The organism is Pseudomonas sp. MT92, from assembly GCF_058792515.1.
Map to the genome: position 1 here is coordinate 14,823 of NZ_JBXAFA010000025.1, position 23,701 is coordinate 38,523.

Genomic DNA, 23,701 nt, shown 5'->3' on the forward strand with positions numbered 1-23,701 from the left:
GAGTCATGCCATGAGCACGCATCAGGACATTCGGCCTGACGGGACGGTGGTGTTTCTTCCACACCGTCTCAACCGTCACCCCGTGGTCGTCCGCGGCCTTACCGCAGACGAGCTGTGGATCTGCGCCGGGCTGTCGGCAGCAGGCAGTCTGGTGGTAGGCGTGCCGCTGGCCTTTGTGTTTTCGACGATTGCCATCGTGCCCACGGCCATCATGCTGGGCATCGCTGCCGGGGTGTTTGCAGGTGGAGGCATGCTGCGTCGCCAGAAACGTGGCAGACCCGACACCTGGCTGTATCGCCAACTGCAGTGGCGGATCGCACAGCGTTATCCAGCCTTAGCCGCTTTTGTGGGCGCGCACGCCCTGGTGATCAGCTCGGGTTCTTGGAGCACGCGCAGGACCAAGGCAGCGTGAGCCGGTTCAAGAACGAAATTACCCACCTCCAGTCGCACATCAGGACCCTACGACTGGGGCTTGGCGCACTACTTGTCATCGTCTTGGTGATGGGCGGCGGCTGGTGGAGCGCACCGCGTGACCTGACCGTGCACGTCCCGCCCGACCTGCGCTCCGGCAGTACCCGGAAGTGGTGGGAAGTGCCACCCGAAAGCGTCTACGCCTTCTCGTTCTACATCTGGCAGCAACTCCAGCGCTGGCCCACCAACGGTGACGAAGACTATGCGCGCAACATCCACGTGTTGGCGCCCTATTTCACTCCCGCCTGCCAGACCTTTCTGCGCAATGACTATGAATACCGCCGTACGGCAGGTGAGTTGCGTCAGCGAGTACGAGGCCTCTATGAGATCCCGGGGCGCGGCTACGGCGAGAACCCAACCCTGCGGGTGAAAGTCGTCTCCGACCGCGACTGGATCGTCACGCTTGATGTAACGGCGGATGAATACTACGGCGCCGAGCAGGTCAAACGGGCCCTTGTTCGCTACCCGCTCAAGGTCGTACGGGTGGACGTCGACCCCGAGCGCAACCCTTTCGGCCTGGTCCTGGACTGCTACAGCGGCGCACCGCAACGCATCATCAGCCCCGACCCTGTCACGCCTGCAAGCACAACGCCGGGCGGGCTGGGTGGCGCTATGGGAGAGACGCCATGAAACACCTGCTTTGTGCCTTCAGCCTGCAGCTCACCGTTGTGCTGTCGCCGGCAGTCCACGCCGTGGAGATCCTGCGCTGGGAGCGCCTGCCCCTGGCGGTTTCCCTGATCGTGGATCAGGAGCGGATCGTGTTCATCGACCGCAACGTCCGCGTGGGTGTGCCTGCCTCGCTCGCCGGACGCCTGCGGGTACAAAGTGCCGGTGGTGCACTCTATCTGCGCGCCAGTGAGCCCATCGAACCGACACGCCTGCAACTGCAGGATGCTGACAACGGGACACTGATCCTGCTGGACATCGCGGCCGAGCCCGCTGTGACAGGCCAGGCGGCGATGGAGCCGGTGCGTATTGTTGAGGCTGAGGGCCCGGCTCAACGCTACGGCGAGACGCAGACATCTCAGGGCAGTCATGGCAGTGTCGACACAACCGCCCCGCCTCGCGCCGCCCATGAAACGCCTGTGCCTGTGGTGCTGACCCGCTACGCCGCGCAGAACCTGTACGCCCCACTGCGCACGGTCGAGTCCGTTCCTGGCGTGACGCGCGTGAACCTGCGCCGCCATCTGCCCCTGGATACGCTGCTGCCCACCCTACCCGTTCAGGCCAGGGCCATCGCCGCCTGGCGGCGGGATGACGTGTGGGTGACCGCCGTCAGGCTGGCCAACAGGTCGACCCGCCGGCTCGCCCTGGATCCGCGTGAACTGCAGGGTGATTTCATGACCGCTGCGTTTCAGCATTCAACCCTGGGGCCTGCCGGTACCCCGGAAGACACCTCGGTGGTTTACCTGGTGACCCGGGGGCATGGCCTGGCCAAATCTCTGCTGCCGACACTCAGCCCGATCAATGCGGCGCTGAATCTGCCGTCCCCCTCAACGCCAGCCCCGAAGGACGGAGCTCGTCATGAAAGGTAATGGCCTGCTGAAATGGCTGATGGTGCCCATGACGCTATTGCTGGTGTTCGTCGGGATCAAGCTGTTTTCCGGCGGTAACGGCCAACCGGTCCATGACGGCACTCCCCGGCTGACGTCCCAAGAGGCAAAGGCATTGGGTATCGAAGGCGATACGCCTCGCGACACCGTGGCGACGCTGGTAGGTCAGGTCAAACAACTGCGTACCGAATTGCAGAGCGCGATGGCGGACAACAAAACGCAGAAGTCTGAAAACGAGCGGTTGCGTCAGCGTGAAGGCTCAATTGACCGGCGCATTCAGAGTGCGCTGGAGACCGAACGTAACCAGTTGCGCAACGACCGTGAACAGGTCTCCGGCGAGCGGCAGCAAGCTCAGGGCTTGCTGCAAGACCTGCAGCGCCAAATCGAAGGGCTGTACAGTCAGCGTGGCGATGCCGACCTTCCCATCGGTCTGGGCCTGAAGCCCGGGGACGGCGATGGACTCGGCAGTGACGGTATTCACTGGATTGAACCGGACGATGCCAGGCGCGATGGCAAAAGTGGCGCCTCCGGCAAGCGCGACAGCTTCAGCTTCCCCACCCGTTTCGGGCCCGCGCAGAAAACGCTGGAAGCGACCCGGGAGACCGTCGTGGAAGCTGGCAGCAAGGCGGCGGGTGTGTCCACCGCAACGCCAGTTTACACCGTACCAACCAACGCGACGCTGATGGGCTCGATTGCGATGACTGCGTTGATCGGGCGCGTGCCAGTGGACGGTACGGTGAATGACCCCTACCCGTTCAAGGTCCTCATTGGTCCCGACAACCTCACCGCCAACGGCATCGACCTCCCCGAGGTGTCCGGCGCGGTGGTCAGCGGTACCGCATCAGGCGACTGGACGCTGTCCTGCGTGCGCGGCCAGGTCCGCAGTGTGACGTTCGTGTTCCATGACGGCACCATCCGCACCGTGCCCGAAGAGGGCGAGCGCGGCGATAACCAGCAGCAGGACAACAGGGGCAGCAACGCTACCCAGGAGGGCCTGGGCTGGATCAGCGATCCCTATGGCATCCCGTGCGTTTCAGGTGAACGCCGCAGCAACGCCCAGCAGTACCTCAGCAGTCAGGCGCTGATTACGGCGGCGGGTGCCGGCATCGCATCGCTGATCAAATCGGACAACGACAGCGTCGCTGTGGTGGCTAACAACAACGGTTCAATGGGCACCGTCGGTATTACCGGCAACGAAGCGGTGGGCCGCATCCTCGCGGGCGGCGTGCAGGACATGTCGCAGTGGGTGAACAAGCTCTACGGGCAGGCCTTCGCAGCCGTCTACGTCAAGCCCGGTGCCCAGGTTGCCGTCCATCTCGAACAACCCCTCAGCATCGACTACGCCCCCAAAGGTCGTCGCGTCGATCACCGTCTCGGAGGAGCTCCCCATGCACAGGATCTGGACTAACGGCCTGACGGTCCTCATGGTGACCGCGGCCCTGGCCGGCTGTTCGACCAGCAAGGAAAAGATGCTGCCGCATGACGGCAACACCATGCTCGATATCTGGAACGAGGAGACCGGCGGTGCCGCGCGTGGCGGACAGAGCGCGCAGCAACTGCTGGACGCCCGGCAGTCGCTGCGCCGGCCACTCACGCAAGACGATGTAAACGCGGCGCCGACTGTCAACGCAAGCTATACCCGCACCGCACAGAACGAGATCTACCGGCAGTTTCACCGCCTGCCCAATCCGGACCTTGTGATGTACGTCTTTCCCCATCTGGCAGGCACTGATCCCGCTCCCGTTCCCGGGTACACAACCGTCTTTCCCCTGTACCAGCGGGTCCAGTACGCCATGCCCGGTGAGCGGGTCGAGGATTACTGATGCGCTGGCCATTTTCCCGCGTACCTGAGACAACTCAGGCAGACAGGCCAACCCCGGATGCCTGGGAGCGCCATGTTGCCGAACTGCAAGCGCACGGCATTCCGGCGCCGGGCAAGCCCGGTGCCGCGCGGCGGCGTCCTGCAACACAGGCCGACGAGCAGGCGCTTTATGACGTCGTACCCTCATTCGCTGATCTGTTGCCCTGGGTCGAATACCTGCCCGATTCAAAATGCATGCTGCTCGAAGACGGCGTCTCCGTCGCGGCATTTTTTGAATTGATGCCCGTCGGTACGGAGGGACGTGAGGCGGCCTGGCTTGCGCAGGCGCGCGACGCCCTGGAAAACGCGCTACAGGACAGTTTCGATGAACTGGATGACTCGCCCTGGGTGATGCAGCTCTACGCTCAGGACGAGACCGACTGGAACCCGTACCTTGCCTCCCTGCGCAGTTATCTCCAGCCACGGGCACAGGGCAGCGCCTTCAGCGAGTTCTACCTGCGCTTTTTCGGTCACCATCTGCGGGCCGTTGCCAAGCAGGGCGGCCTGTTCGAGGACCGCACGGTCACCAAGTTACCCTGGCGCGGCCAAACGCGCCGCGTCCGCCTGGTGGTGTATCGGCGTGCAGGGAATACGCCCGCCCGACGCGGGCAATCCCCCGAGCAGGCATTGAATGTCATTTGCGACCGGCTGGTCGGTGGATTGTCCAATGCGGGCATACGCGCCCGTCGCCTGCAGGCGGCAGATATTCATGCCTGGCTGGTGCTCTGGTTCAACCCGCGGCCGACGATGCTCGGCCCCACGTTAGAAGACCGCGAACGCTTCTACCGCCTCACGGCCTATCCGACGGAGTCCGAACCCGGCGAGCTGGAACTGGCCAGTGGTACGGATTTCGCGCAGCGCCTGTTTTTCGGCCAGCCCCGCTCTGACGTCGAAAACGGCCTGTGGTACTTCGACGACCAGCCCCACCGAACCGTTGTTGTCGACCGGTTGCGCACGCCGCCCAACACCGGGCACATCACCGGGGAAACCCGCAAGGGCGGTGATGCGATCAATGCCCTGATGGATCAGATGCCCGAAGACACCGTGATGTGCCTGACGATGGTCGTCACGCCGCAGGACATTCTTGAGGCGCACCTGAATCACCTGGCGAAAAAGGCGGTTGGTGAAACCCTGGCCTCGGAACAGGCATTGAAGGACGTCCAGCAGGCGCGCGGCCTGATTGGCAGTGCACACAAGCTGTATCGCGCCTCGCTGGCGTTCTACCTGCGGGGTCAGGACATGGCAGACCTCGATACCCGCGGTCTGCAACTGGGCAACGTCCTGCTCAACGCAGGCCTGCAACCGGTACGCGAAGAAGATGAAGTCGCGCCGCTCAACAGCTACCTGCGCTGGTTGCCCTGTGTCTATGACCCGGGCAAAGACAAACGTCAGTGGTACACGCAGCTCATGTTCGCGCAGCATGTAGCCGACCTGGCACCGACCTGGGGGCGCAGTGCCGGCACCGGCCGCCCCGGGATCACCTTCTTCAACCGTGGCGGCGGCACCATCACCTTTGATCCGTTGAACCGACTCGACCGCCAGATGAATGCACACCTGTTCCTGTTCGGCCCCACCGGTTCAGGCAAGTCGGCCACGCTCAACAACATCCTCAACCAGATCACCGCCATCTACCGGCCACGGCTGTTCATCGTGGAAGCCGGTAACAGCTTTGGCCTCTACGGTGAGTTCGCCGCGCGCCTGGGGCTGACGGTGCATCGCGTCAGGCTTTCGCCCGGCGCAGGCGTGAGCCTTGCACCCTTCGCCGACGCCTGGCGTCTGGTCGACACACCCAGCCAGGTCCAGACACTTGATGCCGACGCGCTCGATGAAGAATCCGCCGAGGGCGATGCCAGTGCTGACGAGCAACGTGATGTGCTGGGTGAACTGGAGATCACCGCACGATTGATGATCACCGGCGGGGAGGACAAAGAGGAAGCCAGGATGACCCGCGCCGATCGCAGCCTGATCCGTCAGTGCATCCTCGAGGCCGCCCATCGCTGCGTGATAGAAAAACGCACGGTACTGACCCGTGATGTACGCAATGCGCTGCGCGAACGCGGTTGCGATTCGACGTTACCCGAGACACGTCGTACTCGTCTGCTGGAAATGGCCGATGCGATGAACATGTTCTGCCAGGGCGTCGATGGCGAGATGTTCGACAGGCCGGGGACGCCCTGGCCGGAGGCCGATATCACGGTTGTCGACCTGGCGACGTTCGCGCGCGAGGGCTACAACGCGCAGCTGTCGATTGCCTATATCTCGCTGATCAACACCGTCAACAACATCGCCGAGCGCGACCAGTTCCTCGGCCGCCCGATCATCAATGTCACCGATGAAGGCCACATCATCACCAAGAACCCGCTGCTCGCGCCCTACGTGGTCAAGATCACCAAGATGTGGCGAAAACTGGGCGCCTGGTACTGGCTGGCAACGCAGAACCTGGACGATTTGCCGAAAGCCGCCGAGCCCATGCTCAACATGATCGAGTGGTGGATTTGCCTGAGCATGCCGCCGGACGAGGTGGAGAAGATTGCCCGGTTCCGCGAACTGAACGCCTCGCAGAAGGCCCTGATGTTGTCCGCGCGCAAGGAAGCCGGAAAATTCACCGAAGGGGTGATTTTGTCAAAATCAATGGAGTTGCTGTTCAGGGCGGTACCGCCCAGCCTGTACCTGGCGCTGGCAATGACGGAACCCGAAGAGAAGGCCGAACGTTTTCAGTTGATGCAGCAGCACGGCATCAGTGAACTGGAAGCCGCGCTGCGGGTTGCCGACCAGATCGACCGGGCGCGGGGCATCGAGCCGCTGCGCTACGACCTGTTTGATTGACGTCGAGGATTCTGCCATGCCTTCGCCCACTCTCCTCCTCTGCCGTCGGTGGCCATGCTGGGTCTGGCTGCTGGGGGTGGTGATTGCTGGCCTGCTCGTGCTCTGGCTTTGGCCGTGGGCCGACGAGTCGCATGAGTCAACCCACACGTCGGACGCCACCGCTGCGCAGCACCCGGCCGGCCCACCTTGGCGCTATGGACGCACGAATGCGCGCTTCACCATTGTCGAATACGCCGACCTCGAATGCCCCTACTGCAGGGCCTATGACCCCATCCTGCGGCATTGGATCGACCAGCACCCGGAGGTGAATCTGCAATGGCACCACCTGCCGCTAGCCATGCACGAGCCGGCAGCGACCCGACAGGCGCGTCTGGCCGAATGCATCGGCGAGTCCCACGGACATGACGCGTTCTGGCAAGCCATCAGCTGGATCTACCAGCATACCCGTAGCGATGGCCAGGGCCTGCCGCCCGACACCGAGTACCACGGCCAGAATCCAACCGTGCAAGCCTGCCTCGCCAGTAAGAGACCCGACACCATCATCCAGGCGCAGGCCAACGAAGCACGCCACAACGGCGTGAGCGCCACCCCGACCCTGCACCTGATCGACCACCACAGCGGCCAGTCACTGACCCTGGCCGGCCCGGCTGAAGGCGACGCGTTGCTGTCGGCATTGGACCTATTGGTGTCCAACGGTACAGCGCCAAACGCAGCACAACTTCATCACCAAATGCCTGCCGACGTTGTCGGCGACATGCCCAGATAGCCCGCGGTCTTCAAGGCTATGCCGCGGTTTCGACCGCGTTGACTGCACGCCAGTTCGCCACGCATCCCCCGAGCGAACGGTCATCCGCGCAAGCGGTGGCGGATGCCTATCGTCACTGTCTCCGGAGGGTCCGCCCTCCAGGGACGGCTGCCTCCAATTCCTAAAGGAGGTTCCCATGTCCACATCCCTCGCCATGATCAGTGGTAATGCTTCACTCAATCCCGTCGGCACACCGGACGACGACCAAATCATCGAACAGGCGTTGGTCATCCTTGAGCAGCGAGTGTTCACTCGCGGCCCCTCGCTGCAAAGCCCGGAGGATGTGCGCAATTTCCTGCAGCTGAAAATCGCAGCACAGCCGCATGAAGTCTTTGGCGCCGTGTTCCTCGATTCGAAGCATCAGGTGCTGGCCTACGAGCCTTTGTTCCAAGGCACTATCGACAGCGCCAGCGTCTATCCACGGGTGGTGCTCAAGCGCTGCCTGGACCATAACGCCGCCGCTCTGGTGCTCTGCCACAATCACCCTTCCGGCTGTACTGAACCCAGTACGGCGGACGAAACGTTGACCCAGAGATTGAAGGAGATATTGGGACAGGTCGATATCCGTCTGCTGGATCACTTCATCATCGGGAAAGGCGATCCTTATTCGTTCGCCGAACACGGATTGATCTGATCCTCTTCGCGCCAGCTTGCTGACGCTCCAACCCCCCATCGGAAGCGATGCTTTCGATGGGGTATCTGCTGTCCACGAAATACCGCGATTCGTAGGCGCATGGAAACCGGGCACCTCCCATTTCCGATTGTTTGTTGTCGCGTTAAGCGCGATGCGTTGCACTACCGAGGTCATGAACCACCGGATGCTGCGCCATGTTGTGTTCTCTTTCCCCCGGCCCGATCAGGTGCCTGGCCTTGGCCATTGCGCTGTGTGCCTCTGCGGCTAGTGCAATGGATATCTGGGTCATCACCGACCGCCAACATCCCGTGCAAGGTACACCTGACCGACTGATCGAGCTGGATGCACCCGCGCGTATTGAAGCCGAACTGTCGACCGATCTTCCAAGTGATGTCCAGCAAGCGTCACTCTTGGTACAGCAGCGCCTCAAGCACGGCGGCCCCGCGCTGGAGCAGCGTCTGGCCAGGACCTACCAGGACGTGACCGATGCCTGGAGCCTGGGCATTACCACCCTCCCCGCCATCGTTATGGATCAACGCTACGTAGTTTATGGCGAGCCGGACGTCGCCAAGGCGATCGCACGCATCGAGGCCTACCGGAGGACTCAACCATGAAGTGTGCCCGCCTTCGGCGTACCGGCATCGCCACCATTTTATTGGCGACCGCATCGTCATCGTTCGCCCTCAACACCGCGACCATCGTGTCTTCCACTTTGTCCCCATCGTGCCTGGAATACCGAGTGATAGGGATCTGCTATTGGCTGTTCTGTACGCCGTTCGGCTGCTCGGTGCGGACGTCCACCAAGGTGCGCCACTACATTCCGGATGCCGTGGTTTCGAATTACTCCAACACCGGTGAGAACCCGTGGATCGAAGTGCGGGTCATGAGCGCCCCCAACGTGACGGCCCAGGCAGGCGGCGACGGCACGACGAACCATGACAATGAAAGCAACATGGCGAAGTTCAAGAACGCCGACGTGATCGGCCATCCCGGCGGCCATGTGTTCGGCCAATTCGCCAGCACCTCAGGTTACGCCTGCAAAGGTGCCGGCACCGCGTTTATGCCATACCTGCTGAGCACGCTCGACACTATCGCGTGGCGCTACAACATCCCCGAAATGGTGTACCCCGAAGCACTGACGCCCGGCGAGCGCGAGGTCGGCACACGCAGCACGTTCAACCTGTGGGGCGCCGTCTATCCGCGCGGCGGATTTCTGCATCAGGTCGACGATTACAAGGCCGGCGCCGTGGTCGCCCAACGCGCCGGGGACATCGTCACCCGGCGGGGGCAATTGCATGTCTATCAGCCATTGCTCGCGAACTCGCAGCCCGGTTACTGGCCGGCCGGAGCGCTGGAGGAAAGCAATGCCTCGACCGGCAAGTGGCAGGAGCTGACGCCGCGTCTTTCCAACCGCTGCGTGGTGTTCCCCCACAGCGAACCGCTGACCCAGGCCCAGCAAGGTGATTATGCCTGGGCGCTTTGGCGCCCATACAGCTGTTGCGAACGCCGCGGGCAGACGTTCCTCGGCAGTACAGACTTCAACTGAGGGGAAAACAATGAAGCGTCCTGTCACCCTCTTCCACCAATTGCCGTTGCGGTGGCAGGTGGCCCTGCTGGCCAGCGCGCTGGTGCTGGTCAGCAACCTGGTATCGGCCCGAACCGACGGTTTCCAAAACAGCGGCAGCGTGATTGGCGACGACCTCATGTATTCAATTGGTGGCGGCAGCGCGGTATCCATGAGCCGCGCGGCCGGCATGCATTCTCTCGGTGTGGGCGCGGGCTGGAACAGCAATCTGATGTGCGGTGACATGAACATCAGCACCACAATCCAGAACCAGCTCAACGGCCTCACCAATGGCTTTCAGAACATCATGAGCAGCGTGATCCAGAACGCGACGAGCGCGGTCGCATCGTTGCCGGCGCTGATCATTCAGCGGGCAGACCCCGGCCTCTACAACCTGTTGACCAACGGTATTCTTCAGGCCAGGCTCGATTTTGATCGTTCCAAACTGACCTGCCGCGCGATGGCCGAGAAGATGGCCGACACGGCAGGCGGCCAGATGGGCTGGAGCCAGCTCGCCGAGGGCATGGCGTTGCGCCAGGCGGTGGCGAGCACTGACGCGGTGTCGGCCATCGAACAGGCTGAAACCAGCCGGGGCAAGGATGGCGTGCCTTGGGTGGGCGGCGGCAATGCTGGCGGTGCCGGCCAGCCGTCGATCAAAGTGATCAGCGACGTAACGCGTGCCGGCTACAACCTGGTCAATGGCCGCAGTGCAACCGACCCAACATCCATCGACCCGACGAGCTGTAATAGCCTGGCCTGCCAGACCTGGTCGTCGCCGCAAGCGGCCACCGACTGGGCCACACGCGTGCTCGGCGAACAGGAGCAGCGCACCTGCGAGACCTGCACCAAGACCCAAACCGTGCCAGGCGTCGGGTTGACGCCGCTGATTCAGGAAGAGTACGAGACCAAGCTGGAAACGCTGAAGGAATTGATCAGCGGCGCCCGCCATACCACCGTTGAGAACTTGCGTGCAGCCGGCAGTACATCCTTGCCGGTTACCCGCGGCGTTATCGAAGCCCTGCGTGACGAGCCCGACCAAGATGTCCTCGCCCACCGCCTGGCGTCCGAGGTAGCGCTGGCGTCGGTACTGGAGAAGGCTCTGCTGCTGCAGCGCACGCTGCTGACCGGAAAGAAAGAACCCAATGTCGCGGCCAACCAGTTGGCCGTCGATGCGGTCAATCATGAAAGCGACACACTCGACCGCGAGATCCTTAACCTCAAAACCGAATTGGAGATCAGGCGCGAGCTGGCAAACAACTCGCCTATGACGATCATTCAGCGCCATGGCACGCGCGCGTCAGGCTCGCGTGGTATCTACGAGGGCGACCCGGTGCCGGATCGCCTCGACCAGTTACAGCGCTCCCATCCAGGAGGCACGCCATGAACGCAGCATGGCTACGGCCGCGCGGGCTCCTCAACAGCCGCGTCGCCAGGGCATTGCTATGGACGCTGCTGCTCGTTGCGCTGGCAGCGGCGGCCAACATCGCCGGCCTCTATCTGGTCGGCAGCATTGTCGGCTGGGAACGCTGGCTGGCGGACGCGGCTGGCTACTTCCTGTTGTGGCGGCTCTGTCTCTACGGGGCAACCGTCTATGGCTGGGTATGGATGCGCCGTCGGCTGCTGACACGCGAGTCGGATGCCTCGGCACGGCGCCGGCTGCTACGTACCGAGATCGCCGGCCTCATCGTGATCGTCGCACTGGAGGCCGGCCTGCTGATGCAGGCGGTCTAACGGGAGACCTCGAACATGACGCTTTTCACCACTGACTATCTGGAGTATTACCTGACCCTCGTGGGCTGGATCGTCCACAACGGCATCTGGTCGGTGCTGGTCTCCAGCGGCGTGTTTGCCATTCCCTTTATAGCCATTATTATCCAGGAATGGCTCAAAGCACGTACTGAAGGGGCCGACGAAGGCAACAAGGGCGTACTGTCCTCGATGCGCATCGAGAACCGCATCTGGGTGGCCATCGTCGTGCTGATGTTCGCCGGCATCCCGTTTATCGATATTGACCTCGGCACGATCAAGTACGACCAGGCGCGATCGGCACAGTGCCAGGTTAATGTTCCGCAACCTACTGATACCGGCTGGTCGCAGTCATTCAGCACGCTCAACAACCAGAGCGCCAAGGTGCCGGTGTGGTGGGCCTTCATGCATGCGCTCTCGCGTGCGGTGACGGGGGCCTCGGTGGCAGCGATCCCGTGCGGAACAGATCTGCGGCAAATGAGGATGGAGATCAACGCCACGCGCATTAACGACCCTGTCCTTGCGCAGAACGTGGCGGACTTCACCCACGACTGCTATGGACCCGCCAGGGCGAAATTGTTCATGAACCGCCCCCCACTCGACGACGCGCAGATGCATGACGTGACCTGGATCGGCTCGACCTACTTCGTCAACACTGGCGGCTACTATGACACCTACCACTCACGCACGCCGCGCGATGCCTGGCCCTATGACACTGACCGCGACGCGGGCCTTGCGCAGGTGCCCGGCGGGGGCGGCTACCCGACCTGCCAGCAATGGTGGAGCGACAATGGCAATGGTCTGCGGGCACGTCTGCTGGGCCAGGTCGATCCCAGCTTGCTTACACGCCTGGCCGGCTGGGCAGGCTTTCTGAGCCGCAGCGAGGTTGATGACTCGGTCATCCGCGCAATCGCCTCTCCGCGCCAACAGAAGCTCAACCAAGGAACGGTTTACACCGATTATGGTGGCCAGATCGACAAGACCTTGCCGAACATCGTTACCCGCACGGCGGGCGACGTAGGTCTTGCGGTGGGAGCCATTCCTGCATTTCCGGCGATGGACGCGGTGCGCCAGGCCCTGCCGATGGTGTTGTCGCTGCTGAAAATGGCCTTGGTGATCTGCATCCCGCTGGTGCTGTTGATGGGCACCTACGACCTGAAGACCGTGGTCACCGTCAGCGTGGTCCAGTTTGCGCTGTTCTTCGTCGACTTCTGGTTCCAGCTCGCTCGCTGGATCGACAGCACCATCCTCGACGCGCTCTATGGCTCGGGCTGGGGTTGGAACCGGCCCGTCACTAATTTCGATCCGGTGATGGGGTTGAATAATGCCTTGGGCGACCTTCTGCTGAATTTCGTCATGGGGACAATGTTCTTGGTGCTGCCTGCGTTTTGGATGACTGCGTTGGGCTGGGCAGGCTTCCAAGCCGGTGCAATCACTCAGGCCCTCGTAAATGGCAGCAAGGACGCGCAAACGGCAGGCGGAAAAGGGGGTACCTCACTGATGAATGTCGCCAAGAAGTAAAATGAGTTACTCCTACATTTCGTCGTTGGGATCGTGAGGATCGATCCTTGAGCCATCAGGATGGTAAAGGCCAAATCCGAGATTGCCGCTCCGCCATTCAGTTTGCGGCTCATCCCAATCGGTATTGCGGGCCACCCAAGCTGCAGCCACGCCGAACACCAGCAGCAGAGCCAGCCAGAAAGCGGTATAGAGCAGCACAGCCAGCACCGCGAGTTTGACGACCCAGATCAACACAGCCACCGCTGGCGGAGGCACGCCTTGCGCAACCAGCCATCCCGATACCCGCCGTTCTCTGCGCACATAAGCACGCCATCCGCGGCCGAGCCAGCGGCCAAAGCGTTCTGCATTGCTGATGCGAGTTCTTGTGCTCATAGTCATCACCTGCTACGCGCGTTAAACAATTACTCCAGTTTGCTCCAATTCTGCCGGCTGGCAGTTACCAATGCGTCCCAGTCGTCTGGCGGATTTCCACGACCCAGCATCTTCTCAAACACCGCATACGGATCGGACTTGCTCCCCGAGGCACGCAGCGTTTGCTCATCGTTGACCCAAGCGTAGACAATCACTTTCGCCCTCGAGTCATAACGGAAGAACAGCCGAAATCGTCTCCCGATCTTGGCCCTTCGCCAATGGCGGTATTCCGGCCCCAGTGTGTTTCCTTGACGGTACTCATCGCGCGCCGGCTCACCAGGAACGACTTCAAGCACCAGTTGGCTCAGGGCTCGGAACAGCTTGACGTTGGCATTGGATGCAAATCCTATCGGGTCATTCTGCTCCGCGCGCTGCGCGGCGGTATACAACCTCTGCAACTGCTCGATCACACAGTCGTGGAAGAGTAGCGTCCATCCATGCCGCTGCATCAGAGCGCCACTTCGCCGTCAATCTCGTTGGTCAGATTCACGTCATGCCCAGCCTGCATCAGCATGGCGTGAGCCAGTTCGTCCGGCAACCCGCGAACATGCCGGCCAGCCTCGATATCGCGGGCCAGCAGACTCAGAAACGCGCCGATGGCCGGATCTTCATGCTCGGTATTCGCGCGGGTGACGACAATCTGCCCATCCTCGCCCAGGTCGAACGCTACCTTGCCGCCGGTATCGACGCCCAACGCCTGACGGATCGGCTTGGGCAGCGTGATCTGGCCCTTCGATGTGAGCGTGGCTAGTTCATGAATGGCTGGCATGGCGTGCTCCTTGGATGACAGTTTTTCCGATAGTAAGGAATATTCCTTTCCGCGTCAAGACAGATTGGCGAGATCTTCAGACGCCGGTAGGCGGATCGCGTTTACCTCAAAAAAAGGACTGACACCGTGTCGGATAGCTTGTAGAGCGACTCCCCGAGCCGAAGTACATATAAAGGCTTCGATAAAGGTCAAAGGGCTGGGAAGGGCCAATGGAATGGGCGCAAGGGGAAAGGCTCTAACCGGAAAAGGAAAAGGCTCTCCCGTCCACCGCAACTTCAGGTGACATCATGTTCGAGCTGTTCCAACGAAAACGCTCGGTGTCGGCACCGATGGCGCGCACGGAAGCGGCTGTAAAAGGTAAGGGGCTGACGCGGCCGGAGTCGGCTGCATCGCTGCTGGCGACCCCACGCCGGCAGAAGCTGCTGGAACACATCTGGCAACGTACTTCGCTCTCACGCAAGCAGTTCAGGTCCCTGTATCTCGCACCCCTGGAGCGCTACGCCGAGTTGGTCCAGCAATTCCCCGCGTCGGAAAGCCACCATCACGCCTATCCTGGGGGCATACTTGACCATGGACTGGAAGTCGTCGCCTATGCGCTGAAGCTGCGGCAATCGCACCTGCTCCCTGGAGGTGCCCCTCCGGAAGACCAAGCAGCCCAGTCCGAGGCCTGGACAGCTGCAATATCTTATGCCGCGTTGCTTCACGATATCGGCAAGATCGTCGTCGACCTGCATGTGGAATATTCGGACGGTACAGTCTGGCACCCCTGGCACGGCCCCCTGACCCAGTCGTACCGCTTCCGCTACCGGGACGACCGTGAATACCGGCTGCATGGCGCAGCCAGTGGCTTGCTCTACCATCGGCTGCTCGATAAGAACATCCTTGACTGGCTCAGCGGCTATCCCACACTTTGGGCATCGTTACTGTATGTGCTGGCCGGGCAGTATGAACATGCCGGCGTCCTCGGTGAGCTCGTGGTCCAGGCCGACCGCGCATCAGTGGCCCAGGAGCTCGGGGGTGATCCGACCAGGTTGATGTCGGCCCCACGGCATGCCCTGCAGCGCAAATTGCTCGATGGCCTGCGCTACCTGCTGAAGGAAGAGTTCAATCTGAACCAGCCGGGCCCGTCGGATGGATGGCTGACGGAGGAGGCGTTATGGTTGGTGAGCAAGACGGTCTCAGATAAGCTGCGCGCACATCTTTTATCCCAGGGTATCGACGGCATCCCGGCGAACAACACTGCCGTGTTCAATGTACTGCAGGATCATGGCATGCTGCAGCCTACCGAGGCAGGCAAGGCCATCTGGAAAGCGACAGTGACCAGCGATGCTGGGTGGTCGCATACTTTTACGTTGTTGCGGTTGACCCCAGCCTTGATCTGGGAACCCACCGAGCGCCCCGCTCCCTTCCAAGGCAGCGTGACGGTGGAGACAATGCGGGCAGCGGAGGTCGACGCCAACCCCGCACCCGCCAAGGTCTCTCCCGAGATGGTCGCGCCAGCTATATGCCCACTGCCGGAAACCGGCACCCAACGCGGGACCGAGGGAGATCAGCCAGAAGCCCTGGAAGAGTTGTTGTCGATGATCCGCCCACACGAGATGGAGGCCTCGCCCCCCTCTCCCGACACCTCTACAGTGCCGGAACCAATACTAATCATGCCACAAAGCCCCGCGCCAATGTCCGTTCCGTCAGCGTTCCTGTTGCCGCTTGAGGCCGCAAGATCCACAGCCGAGCACCTCATGACCTGGCTTAAGCAGTCCATCGTATCGCGCCGGCTCATCATCAACGATGCCAGGGCACTAGTGCATACGGTGAGCGGTATGGTCTTCCTGGTCACCCCCGGCATTTTCCAACGCTATGCGCAGGAACACCCGGAAGTTGGCGCGTTGGCGCGCCAGGAAAAACAGCAGGATTGGGAATGGGTACAGAAGCGTTTCGATAAATCCTTGTTACACCGAAAGCAGAAAAACGGTTTGAACATCTGGACCTGTAAAGTCACCGGGCCACGCAAATCGCGACGGCTGCACGGCTACCTATTGCTAGAGCCCAAGCAGCTGTTTGATGAGGTACCTCCAAATAACCCGTATCTGACCGTCATTAACGGAAACGCAAGCTCCCAGATATCGCCAACGCCTTGACCCCTCGTTGATCTTGTCGCGCATCAACGTTCATTGCTGGCGCAGCCCCTTCAGCGACTCACAAGCTGCTCAATTACCCTGGTCGGGCACGCGGGTCAGCTGGCCTGCATAACCTTCGCACATTAGGATCAGCGCGTTTCTTTGATTTACCTGTTGGCGCTGATACGGTTTTGACCCTGGATCAATTCGGCATCGGCGCCAACACCCAGAACTTACTAGCATCGAAGTCAAAGAACTATTGGCGCGCACTGCGCGAAAAATTGGCGATGCTCAAGATTATCAAAACGAACACTCTCCCCAGTTCGGCTATGGTTGTGTAAATGCAATGAGCGCTGTTCTTCAGGTTCTGCCACCTAAGGATCAGTAGTTTTCACCTGTTTTTTGTTGTTTAACAGCTCTCGAATTGGGGAGGTGCGTATTTCGCTCATCGTGACCGGTCATTTCGCTAACAACGTGACCGGTTTCTCCACCCGATTGCGCGGGGTCTAAATTCTAACCGCATCGGTCACGATGCCGCTTCCTCTTCCGTCTTTTTGCGTCGCAGCGACTCCCCTTTCATCACGATTCGATACGCGCTGTGCACCAACCGATCCAGTAAGGCATCGGCTACCGTTGGGTCGTTGATCCAGCCGTGCCAGTGATCGACCGGCAGTTGACTGGTCAGTACCGTCGACCGGGAGCCGGCGCGGTCGTCGATCACTTCCAACAAGTCGTGCCGGGCATTTTCTTCCAGCGGGGCCAGGGCCCAGTCGTCCAGTAATGTTGAGCTCAACATTATTGGACGACTGGGGCTTGGCTCCGTTTACCGCCGCGCAACGGCGCGACATGCTGGAACTGCTCGACGACCGTTATGGTCACCGCTCAACGCTGGTGACCAGTCAGATGCCGGTGGACAAATGGCACGAGCTGATCGGCGATCCGACCTTGGCTGACGCGATCCTTGACCGGTTGGTGCACAACGCTTACCGCCTCGAACTGAAGGGCGAATCGATGCGCAGACGCTCGACGAAATTGACGACAGCGGGTACTTCAAACTAACAATGCAAACCTGCGTCGCTGCGCTCCGACTGCCCGGCCGGATAAGCGTGGAACAGGTGGCCGGATGCTGGTGGAATGAGTGGCCGGATGGCGTGGAATCCGCAGACAACTACCCGATGTCGATGGGTTTGTGATAATTTCGCGTGCATCTGTACCTTCACCCACCCTATTTAAGGCCGATGTGACGTTGTCGATGGTTATTTTCGAGCCGAGCAGCCTAGATACATCGCTGACGTTTCAGCGTTGTAAGGAAGAGTCCGTGTGAGTATCGCTTTCCCTCCCGCCGTGATTATTAGTCGACGGCGCGTCAAGCTGGGTTCGTTGGCCAGCACACCCGGACGGAGAACTTCTCCCCAGCATCATTTTTCTTTCAATGTATTGAATGAGCGCCAATAAATGGACTTTTTCCCCTGCTTCCTTTCTGTCGTATTTGTTGTTCGCAACCAGTCAAAGCATATTGAAAAATATTTGACCGAAGCCACCGCAATCATTTCCACGCTCGTCAGCGACTACGAACTAATCATTGTAGATAACGCCTCCGATGACGATAGCATCGCCGTACTCAAGCAACTCACTGCGGAAAGTGGGCTGGCCAACCTGCAGGTCTATGCACTGACTAAAGAAGTGGATACAGATACTGCCTCGTGGGTCGGCCTGGAAAATGCGCTCGGCGACTTCGTTCCCGTCATCAATCCCTTACTGGATGACATCAGCTTTATTCCGCAAATCCTCGAAAAGGCTGCCAATGGCGCAGACGTAGTGTTTGCCAATAATGAGCAAAAACCATCGCAAAGCCTGGCCTACCGAGGTGCTAACGCGGCTTTTCACGGGTTATACAACAGGCTTAACGGCGTTAACCTTGCCAAAGAGGCGCCGCAATATCGCATGCTCAGCAAGCGCGTCATCAACTTTATCCTCCAGCACCCGCAACCGGCCATGACCTATCGCCATCTGCCAGCAACCGGCGGATTCGCGAAAGCCTACCTCACCTACAGTGCGGCACCGAAGTCATCACCCCCCAAGCGCCTAGGTGAGAGTATTGATCGAGGCATGCGACTGCTCGTATCCACTACGCGCGCGCCCATGCGGCTTGTCACCTATTTGTCCTTGTTCGGCGCGCTCGCCAACGTGGTGTACTCCATCTACGTGCTTGCCGTGGCCGCCCTGAAGCCTGATGTAGCACCTGGCTGGGTGAGCTTTTCGCTGCAACAATCGGGTATGTTTTTCCTGATTTCGCTGGTGTTGTTGGTACTGGGCGAATACATCCTGAATATGGCCAGCCTGTCGAACGAGGGGCCGCTTTATCATGTTGGCCAAGAGTTCACCAGTGCGCGCATGACGCGCTTGGAAAAACTCAATATCGAAGAAGTTGGCTCCGTACCCGCCAAAACCGACGGCCTCCTATCCTGATGGCAAGCCCACACCCTCAGCAAACGGCAGTAGTAATAGGCGGGGGCTTCTACGGCGCCGCAATCGCCGTGTATCTCGCCAAGCAACGCGGCCTCAAGCGTGTACTGCTGATTGAGCGCGAACCGGCCCTGCTGATGCGCGCTTCGTACAACAACCAGGCTCGCGTTCATAACGGCTACCATTACCCGCGCAGCTTTACCACGGCTTATCGGAGCCGGGTAAACCTGCCGAAGTTTGTACGTGACTGGCCGGACGCTATTAAGCAAGACTTCACAAAGCTCTATGCCATCGCCCGACGCAACTCAAAGGTCACGGCCAGGCAATTCGAGCGGTTTTGCAGGGATATTGGCTCGGCTATCGAACCCGCCGCACCGGAGCTGAAGGCGCTGTTTGAACCGCGCTTGATCGAAGATGTATTCCTCGTCCAAGAGTACGCCTTCGACACCACGAAGCTCGCTGATTGGGCGGAGCGCGAACTTAAAGAAAGCGGCGTGCACGTCCTCTACGAAACCCGGGCAGTCGAAATATCCAGGGCCTCAAAGTCTGCAGTCCAGGTCGTTATCGAAGGAAAAGACGGTCAACAAGAACTGATTGCCTGTGAGTACCTCTTCAACTGTACCTACAGCGGCATCAATCATTTCAATGGTGACTTCACCGGCGTGCAAACGGGCCTCAAACACGAAATTACCGAAATGCCGCTGATGCACATGCCCTCCTCCCTGGAAGGTTTGGGGATCACGGTGATGGATGGTCCGTTTTTCTCGATGATGCCTTTCCCGGCTCGCGGGCTTCATACGTTGTCCCATGTCCGCTACACGCCTCATCAGCACTGGGACGACAAGCGCGGCGTGAACCCTTACGAAAAACTGGGTGCGTATGACAAGGCCAGCCGCGTCGATCGAATGGTCAGAGATGTGGGCAGATACATTCCGGCCGTCTTGAACTCGACCTACGTAGGCTCACTGTTTGAAGTCAAGACCGTGCTGACAAAAAGCGAAGGGGACGACGGGCGACCCATCCTGTTCGAAAAGCACGCCACATTGCCTGGTTGCTACTCCATTCTGGGCGGTAAGATCGACAACATCTATGACGTCCTGGAAAAACTCGACCTCGAAGTTTTCAGCGAAACCGAACCCGACTCTTGAGCAGACAATGACTAACACTATCGAAATCACCATTCCGATTCTGAATGAAGAAGCGACCCTCGCCCAGCAGGTCAAGACCGCTCACGCGTATATCCAGGAACACCTTAACGACCTCGGCATCATCACCATTACCCTCGCGGATAACGGCTCAACCGACACGACTCAAGCGATTGGCGAAGCACTCTCGAAAGAATTTCCGAACGTCAACTATTTGCGCCTTGAAAAGCGCGGTGTCGGCCTGGCCTTGAAGTCGTCATGGACGGCCTCCACCGCTGACATCGTTGGCTATATGGACCTTGATCTTGCCACCGACCTGAGCTACCTGCGGCCAGCACTCAGCAGCCTGATCGCTAAAAAAGCCGATATCGTGACCGGCTCTCGCCTGGCCAAGGGCGCAAAGGTAATCGGGCGCACGCCCTTGCGAAACTTCACCAGTGCGTGTTTTAACCGCATTGTGAAATTCATCTTCCAAACCTCGTTCAGCGATGGCATGTGCGGTTTCAAATTCCTGCAGCGCAGTGTCCTTGCCCCCTTGATGAGTGAAGGCGCCAAAAGTGACGGCTGGTTTTTTGCAACCGAACTGCTGGTCACCGCCGAGCACATGAATTACACCGTGCTGGACCTCCCCGTCACCTGGACTGATGACCCCAACTCCAAAGTTAAAATCATCAAGCTCTCGCTGGAGTATTTGAAGGCAATGTTTGCACTCCGCCAACGGCTACGTCACTCTAAGAGCGCGCCCCATTCATGATCACTCTATCGAATGACGACAAAACGCTGGTGCTCGGCACGGCCCTATGGGGCTGGGGCATAGACGAAAGCAGCGCGCACGAACTGATCGATACCTTTGTTTCCAAGGGGGGCAACACGATCGACACAGCGTCTAATTACCCCATCAATAAGCGTTCGGAAGACTTCGGCCTTGCCATACGCTGGGTTGAACACTGGGTGAAGTCAAACCCTGGCACAGACGTATCCGTCATCGCCAAAATTGGCGCCACTGATAACTCAGGCTCTCCCGACACTGACCTGTCTGCCGCTAACATTCTCTCAACAGCCAATGAGCTCAAAGATCGCCTGGGGCTCGCGTTGTCCTGTGTATCGGTGCACTGGGACAATCGCGGCGGCGAGCAACAGGACTTGGTCGACATCGAAAAGACCCTGGAGGCTATGGCGACCCTGCGTCAACTCGGCCTGGGCATTGGTTTGTCAGGCATCAAGTTTCCCGCCCAGTACTACAAGGCCAAGCCCGAGCTGTCTGAACACTGGCTCATACAGGTCAAGGAAAACTTTACCACTCGCGCCGCTCGTGAAAGCTATTATCCGCATTTTCCCAATGCAAAGTACTTAGCCTACGGGATCAACCTGGGTGGAATAAAAGCAACGCCGGCTGAAAAAAACAGTTCCGCCGAGTTGAGGAAAATAGTCCACTCCACCACCTTGATTGAGAAACTGTCAAATTTCCTCGCGTCGAACACTTCGATTGTTCCGCGCCCCACCACGATGAATGATCTCGCCTTGGCATTCATCTTTGCCAACCCGGCACTGTGCGGCGTGATTATTGGCCCACGAAACAAAGAGCAATTGCTCAGCACCCTGTCTTATTGGGACGCGCTGCGCAACACCTTCAATCATTCGGACCATTCAGCGTTATTAGCCTCGCTGGCCGAACACACTCACCATGGTTGAAGCATGATACAGCTTATAAAATATGCCCTGACAGGCGTTATCAACACCTTGATTGGCTATGGTGTGTTCTGCGTACTGTTCACCCAGTTCAATATACATGCCGAGTATGCGAACGCGGCAGGGTATGGCATTGCGCTGGTCTTTGCATTCCTGCTTAACAAGGTTTTCGTATTCAACACATCGACATTCCACCCTGGCATGGTCCCAAGGTTCATTGTTGCGTTTCTGGTGGCCTTCCTGATCAACCAATTGGTCCTGATCGTATTCCACAGGGTGTTTGGTGTTCGCGCGGAAATCGCTCAAATCCTCGCCATGGGAACCTACACGGTGTTGTTTTACATATTGAACAAGCGCTACGTTTTTAACCAACGCGCTACTTATGAGAAACAATGACTCGACGGTCACACGCTGCGATTACGGCTAACGCTCAGGTTTGACCCCTATCGCGACGTGCGACCACTTCATTCTTGCCCGCTGCCTGACGGCGTAACACACCGGCATCTGGCGGGTACAGGTGCCTGTTTCGAGACGCAATTCTTGCGCGTTACGCCAGGAACCCCGGCCACAAAAAATAATTGACCACTCCGATTGGCGGATAGGAAAAATTCCTACAGCATGGTAACATCGCTTTCATGCGCGCCTTGAAAACAGGCAGTATAGAGGGTCTGGGCAGGTTAACCGCTCGTCGCCAAGAAGCTCCTTTGAGCAAGGTTAAAATAGTCGATGGGCTGATTGTCAGGAAAATCTTGATCGAAGGCGCGGCCGTATAGTCGACTTTACCGCTCGATATTTCAGCAGGTACGCCAGCCACGGCAGACGGACCATAAGAAAAGCTGGATCGGGCTTCCGAGCCCCGAGACGGCATGAGCGTTCGAGGACTTATGAGGTCGACTTTCAACCGGAACTCATTTTCCTCTACACGGTCATCTTGTTGGACAGAGCAGGCGCCACCTTGATTGCACGTCCACTACTAGGTCGAGAGTTCACTCTGATGCAGGAGGCACTCTTTGGTCATGCGCACTGATAGATTGAGCACGGCGAAGGGATGCGGAGCGAAGGTGATTTTGCAAAGCTTTCTAAACAATTAGGATGATAAAATGTCTGCAACAAACGTCAATGCATCGGTACAGGGCTCGACCTCACGCTTCGCCGGGAAAAAAGTTTGGATTACAGGCCACAGGGGAATGCTCGGTTCTGCTGTAGTGCGTAACTTCAAAGGTGAGGATGCCCAGTTGCTTCTGACGTCCAGAGCTGATCTGGACCTTACCAACCAAGCCGCCGTGTACGATTGGATGGAAAAGAATCGCCCAGATTTTATCTTTCACGTCGGCGCCAAAGTCGGCGGCATTCACGCCAATGCAACGTTGCCCGCATCATTCATTTATGACAATTTGATGATTCAAACAAATGTCATTTCTGGGGCACATAAGTTCGGCACTACCAAGTTACTTTTCGTGGCGACTAACTGCACCTATCCCAAAAATGCAGAGCAACCGATTGCTGAATCCGCACTGCTCACGGGTCCGCTGGAAGAAAGTATTCGCGCGTATGCGGTAAGCAAGATTGCCGGCATTGAAATGTGCCGGGCTTACCGCAAACAATATGGCTGCGACTTCGTGTCAATTATCCCACCCAACCTCTATGGCCCTGGCGATAATTACCACTCCCAACACAGCCATGTGGTTGCCGGCATTCTTCGCCGCACGCATGAGGCCAAGGTACTCGAGAAAGACGAGTTTGTCGTATGGGGTGACGGCACACCGCGTCGCGAACTCCTGCATGTCGACGACCTTGCTGATGCAATGAAGTGCGTCATGCTCGCCCCGACCACCGACGACCTCTACAACATTGGCTGCAACCACGACATCGCCATTGCTGACCTCGCGGCGATGATCGCGAAAGTCGTCGGCTATCAAGGCAAAATTGTCTACGACACTGACAAACCCAATGGCACCATGCGCAAACTGCTTGATAGCAGCAAAGTTCGGGCACTCGGCTGGAAGCCGAGTGTCAACGAGAAAGTAGGGCTTGAAAGCGCCTACAAAGACTTCTTGGGGCTCCTTGAGTCGCCAACGCCAGATGCACGCATCGATCTCTGATGCAGGGCGAAGCCGAGACGT

General features: G+C 59.3%; 23 protein-coding genes and 2 pseudogenes. 21 read left to right on the forward strand and 4 right to left on the reverse strand.

Annotated elements, in window-relative coordinates; all coding sequences use genetic code 11:
- Window positions 1–10: 10 nt before the first annotated feature.
- The 13 genes from AC1Q6D_RS30940 to AC1Q6D_RS31000 all read left to right on the forward strand — a co-directional run bounded on the left by AC1Q6D_RS30940 (window position 11) and on the right by AC1Q6D_RS31000 (window position 12,981).
- The gene (locus AC1Q6D_RS30940; protein ID WP_092234911.1) at window positions 11–412 is read left to right on the forward strand and encodes a TIGR03750 family conjugal transfer protein; all 402 of its coding nucleotides are present in this window, start codon (window positions 11–13) and stop codon (window positions 410–412) included.
- Entirely contained in the window at window positions 409–1,101 is a 693-nt protein-coding gene (locus AC1Q6D_RS30945; RefSeq protein ID WP_103406366.1) for a PFL_4703 family integrating conjugative element protein, read from the forward strand. Before AC1Q6D_RS30940 ends, AC1Q6D_RS30945 begins: the two co-directional genes overlap by 4 nt.
- Complete coding sequence (locus AC1Q6D_RS30950) at window positions 1,098–2,006, forward strand: TIGR03749 family integrating conjugative element protein (protein WP_103406365.1); 909 nt, start codon at window positions 1,098–1,100, stop codon at window positions 2,004–2,006. Before AC1Q6D_RS30945 ends, AC1Q6D_RS30950 begins: the two co-directional genes overlap by 4 nt.
- Window positions 1,996–3,432, forward strand: coding sequence for a TIGR03752 family integrating conjugative element protein (locus AC1Q6D_RS30955; RefSeq protein WP_103406364.1), 1,437 nt, complete (start codon window positions 1,996–1,998; stop codon window positions 3,430–3,432). The genes AC1Q6D_RS30950 and AC1Q6D_RS30955 overlap by 11 nt, the downstream gene beginning before the upstream one ends.
- Entirely contained in the window at window positions 3,413–3,847 is a 435-nt protein-coding gene (locus AC1Q6D_RS30960; protein WP_103406363.1) for a TIGR03751 family conjugal transfer lipoprotein, read from the forward strand. Before AC1Q6D_RS30955 ends, AC1Q6D_RS30960 begins: the two co-directional genes overlap by 20 nt.
- The gene (locus AC1Q6D_RS30965) at window positions 3,847–6,711 is read left to right on the forward strand and encodes a conjugative transfer ATPase (RefSeq protein ID WP_103406362.1); all 2,865 of its coding nucleotides are present in this window, start codon (window positions 3,847–3,849) and stop codon (window positions 6,709–6,711) included. Before AC1Q6D_RS30960 ends, AC1Q6D_RS30965 begins: the two co-directional genes overlap by 1 nt.
- 16 nt (window positions 6,712–6,727) lie before the next feature.
- Window positions 6,728–7,477, forward strand: coding sequence for a DsbA family protein (locus tag AC1Q6D_RS30970; RefSeq protein ID WP_103406361.1), 750 nt, complete (start codon window positions 6,728–6,730; stop codon window positions 7,475–7,477).
- A 193-nt stretch (window positions 7,478–7,670) separates the two neighbouring features.
- Window positions 7,671–8,150 (forward strand): RadC family protein, encoded by a 480-nt coding sequence (gene radC, locus AC1Q6D_RS30975; RefSeq protein ID WP_231990967.1) that lies wholly within the window; start codon window positions 7,671–7,673, stop codon window positions 8,148–8,150.
- A 194-nt stretch (window positions 8,151–8,344) separates the two neighbouring features.
- Window positions 8,345–8,764: a TIGR03757 family integrating conjugative element protein gene (locus tag AC1Q6D_RS30980; protein WP_103406360.1), complete on the forward strand. Its 420-nt coding sequence runs from the start codon at window positions 8,345–8,347 to the stop codon at window positions 8,762–8,764.
- Window positions 8,761–9,696, forward strand: a complete 936-nt coding sequence (locus AC1Q6D_RS30985; RefSeq protein ID WP_103406359.1) for a TIGR03756 family integrating conjugative element protein — start codon at window positions 8,761–8,763, stop codon at window positions 9,694–9,696. The genes AC1Q6D_RS30980 and AC1Q6D_RS30985 overlap by 4 nt, the downstream gene beginning before the upstream one ends.
- Window positions 9,697–9,706: 10 nt before the next feature.
- A complete protein-coding gene (locus tag AC1Q6D_RS30990; protein ID WP_103406358.1) occupies window positions 9,707–11,098 on the forward strand; it encodes an integrating conjugative element protein in 1,392 nt (463 codons plus the stop codon).
- Complete coding sequence (locus AC1Q6D_RS30995; RefSeq protein WP_103406357.1) at window positions 11,095–11,445, forward strand: hypothetical protein; 351 nt, start codon at window positions 11,095–11,097, stop codon at window positions 11,443–11,445. The genes AC1Q6D_RS30990 and AC1Q6D_RS30995 overlap by 4 nt, the downstream gene beginning before the upstream one ends.
- A gap of 15 nt (window positions 11,446–11,460) precedes the next feature.
- Window positions 11,461–12,981: a conjugal transfer protein TraG N-terminal domain-containing protein gene (locus AC1Q6D_RS31000; protein ID WP_103406356.1), complete on the forward strand. Its 1,521-nt coding sequence runs from the start codon at window positions 11,461–11,463 to the stop codon at window positions 12,979–12,981.
- A 12-nt stretch (window positions 12,982–12,993) separates the two neighbouring features.
- Here AC1Q6D_RS31000 and AC1Q6D_RS31005 read toward each other — a convergent pair whose 3' ends face one another.
- The 3 genes from AC1Q6D_RS31005 to AC1Q6D_RS31015 are packed head-to-tail and all read right to left on the reverse strand — an operon-like array spanning window position 12,994 to window position 14,161.
- Entirely contained in the window at window positions 12,994–13,359 is a 366-nt protein-coding gene (locus AC1Q6D_RS31005; RefSeq protein ID WP_442961305.1) for a DUF3742 family protein, read from the reverse strand.
- Between the two features lie 23 nt (window positions 13,360–13,382).
- Window positions 13,383–13,841 (reverse strand): type II toxin-antitoxin system YhaV family toxin, encoded by a 459-nt coding sequence (locus AC1Q6D_RS31010; RefSeq protein ID WP_103406355.1) that lies wholly within the window; start codon window positions 13,839–13,841, stop codon window positions 13,383–13,385.
- Window positions 13,841–14,161 carry a type II toxin-antitoxin system PrlF family antitoxin gene (locus tag AC1Q6D_RS31015; protein WP_103406354.1) on the reverse strand — a complete coding sequence of 107 codons (321 nt, stop codon included), beginning with the start codon at window positions 14,159–14,161 and terminating at the stop codon, window positions 13,841–13,843. Before AC1Q6D_RS31015 ends, AC1Q6D_RS31010 begins: the two co-directional genes overlap by 1 nt.
- 287 nt (window positions 14,162–14,448) lie before the next feature.
- Here AC1Q6D_RS31015 and mobH point away from each other — a divergent pair, with 287 nt between their 5' ends.
- Window positions 14,449–16,299, forward strand: a complete 1,851-nt coding sequence (mobH, locus tag AC1Q6D_RS31020) for a MobH family relaxase (protein ID WP_103406353.1) — start codon at window positions 14,449–14,451, stop codon at window positions 16,297–16,299.
- 505 nt (window positions 16,300–16,804) lie between these two features.
- On the opposite strand, the pseudogene AC1Q6D_RS31025 reads toward mobH, so the two are convergent.
- Window positions 16,805–17,059, reverse strand: a pseudogene (locus AC1Q6D_RS31025) (ATP-binding protein); the annotation flags it as partial.
- Window positions 17,060–17,073: 14 nt separating this feature from the next.
- On the opposite strand from AC1Q6D_RS31025, the pseudogene AC1Q6D_RS31030 reads away from it, so the two are divergent.
- From AC1Q6D_RS31030 to AC1Q6D_RS31060, 7 genes and pseudogenes are all read left to right on the forward strand, one after another.
- Window positions 17,074–17,337, forward strand: a pseudogene (locus AC1Q6D_RS31030) (ATP-binding protein); the annotation flags it as partial.
- A gap of 396 nt (window positions 17,338–17,733) precedes the next feature.
- On the forward strand, window positions 17,734–18,747 hold the full coding sequence (locus tag AC1Q6D_RS31035; protein WP_103406352.1) for a glycosyltransferase: 1,014 nt from the start codon (window positions 17,734–17,736) through the stop codon (window positions 18,745–18,747).
- Window positions 18,747–19,892 (forward strand): FAD-dependent oxidoreductase, encoded by a 1,146-nt coding sequence (locus AC1Q6D_RS31040; RefSeq protein ID WP_103406351.1) that lies wholly within the window; start codon window positions 18,747–18,749, stop codon window positions 19,890–19,892. The genes AC1Q6D_RS31035 and AC1Q6D_RS31040 overlap by 1 nt, the downstream gene beginning before the upstream one ends.
- A complete protein-coding gene (locus AC1Q6D_RS31045) occupies window positions 19,834–20,643 on the forward strand; it encodes a glycosyltransferase (RefSeq protein ID WP_256590389.1) in 810 nt (269 codons plus the stop codon). The genes AC1Q6D_RS31040 and AC1Q6D_RS31045 overlap by 59 nt, the downstream gene beginning before the upstream one ends.
- Entirely contained in the window at window positions 20,640–21,581 is a 942-nt protein-coding gene (locus AC1Q6D_RS31050) for an aldo/keto reductase (protein ID WP_103406349.1), read from the forward strand. The genes AC1Q6D_RS31045 and AC1Q6D_RS31050 overlap by 4 nt, the downstream gene beginning before the upstream one ends.
- 3 nt (window positions 21,582–21,584) lie before the next feature.
- Complete coding sequence (locus AC1Q6D_RS31055; RefSeq protein ID WP_103406348.1) at window positions 21,585–21,974, forward strand: GtrA family protein; 390 nt, start codon at window positions 21,585–21,587, stop codon at window positions 21,972–21,974.
- Window positions 21,975–22,678: 704 nt separating this feature from the next.
- Entirely contained in the window at window positions 22,679–23,680 is a 1,002-nt protein-coding gene (locus AC1Q6D_RS31060) for a GDP-L-fucose synthase family protein (RefSeq protein ID WP_207291557.1), read from the forward strand.
- Window positions 23,681–23,701: the final 21 nt, after the last annotated feature.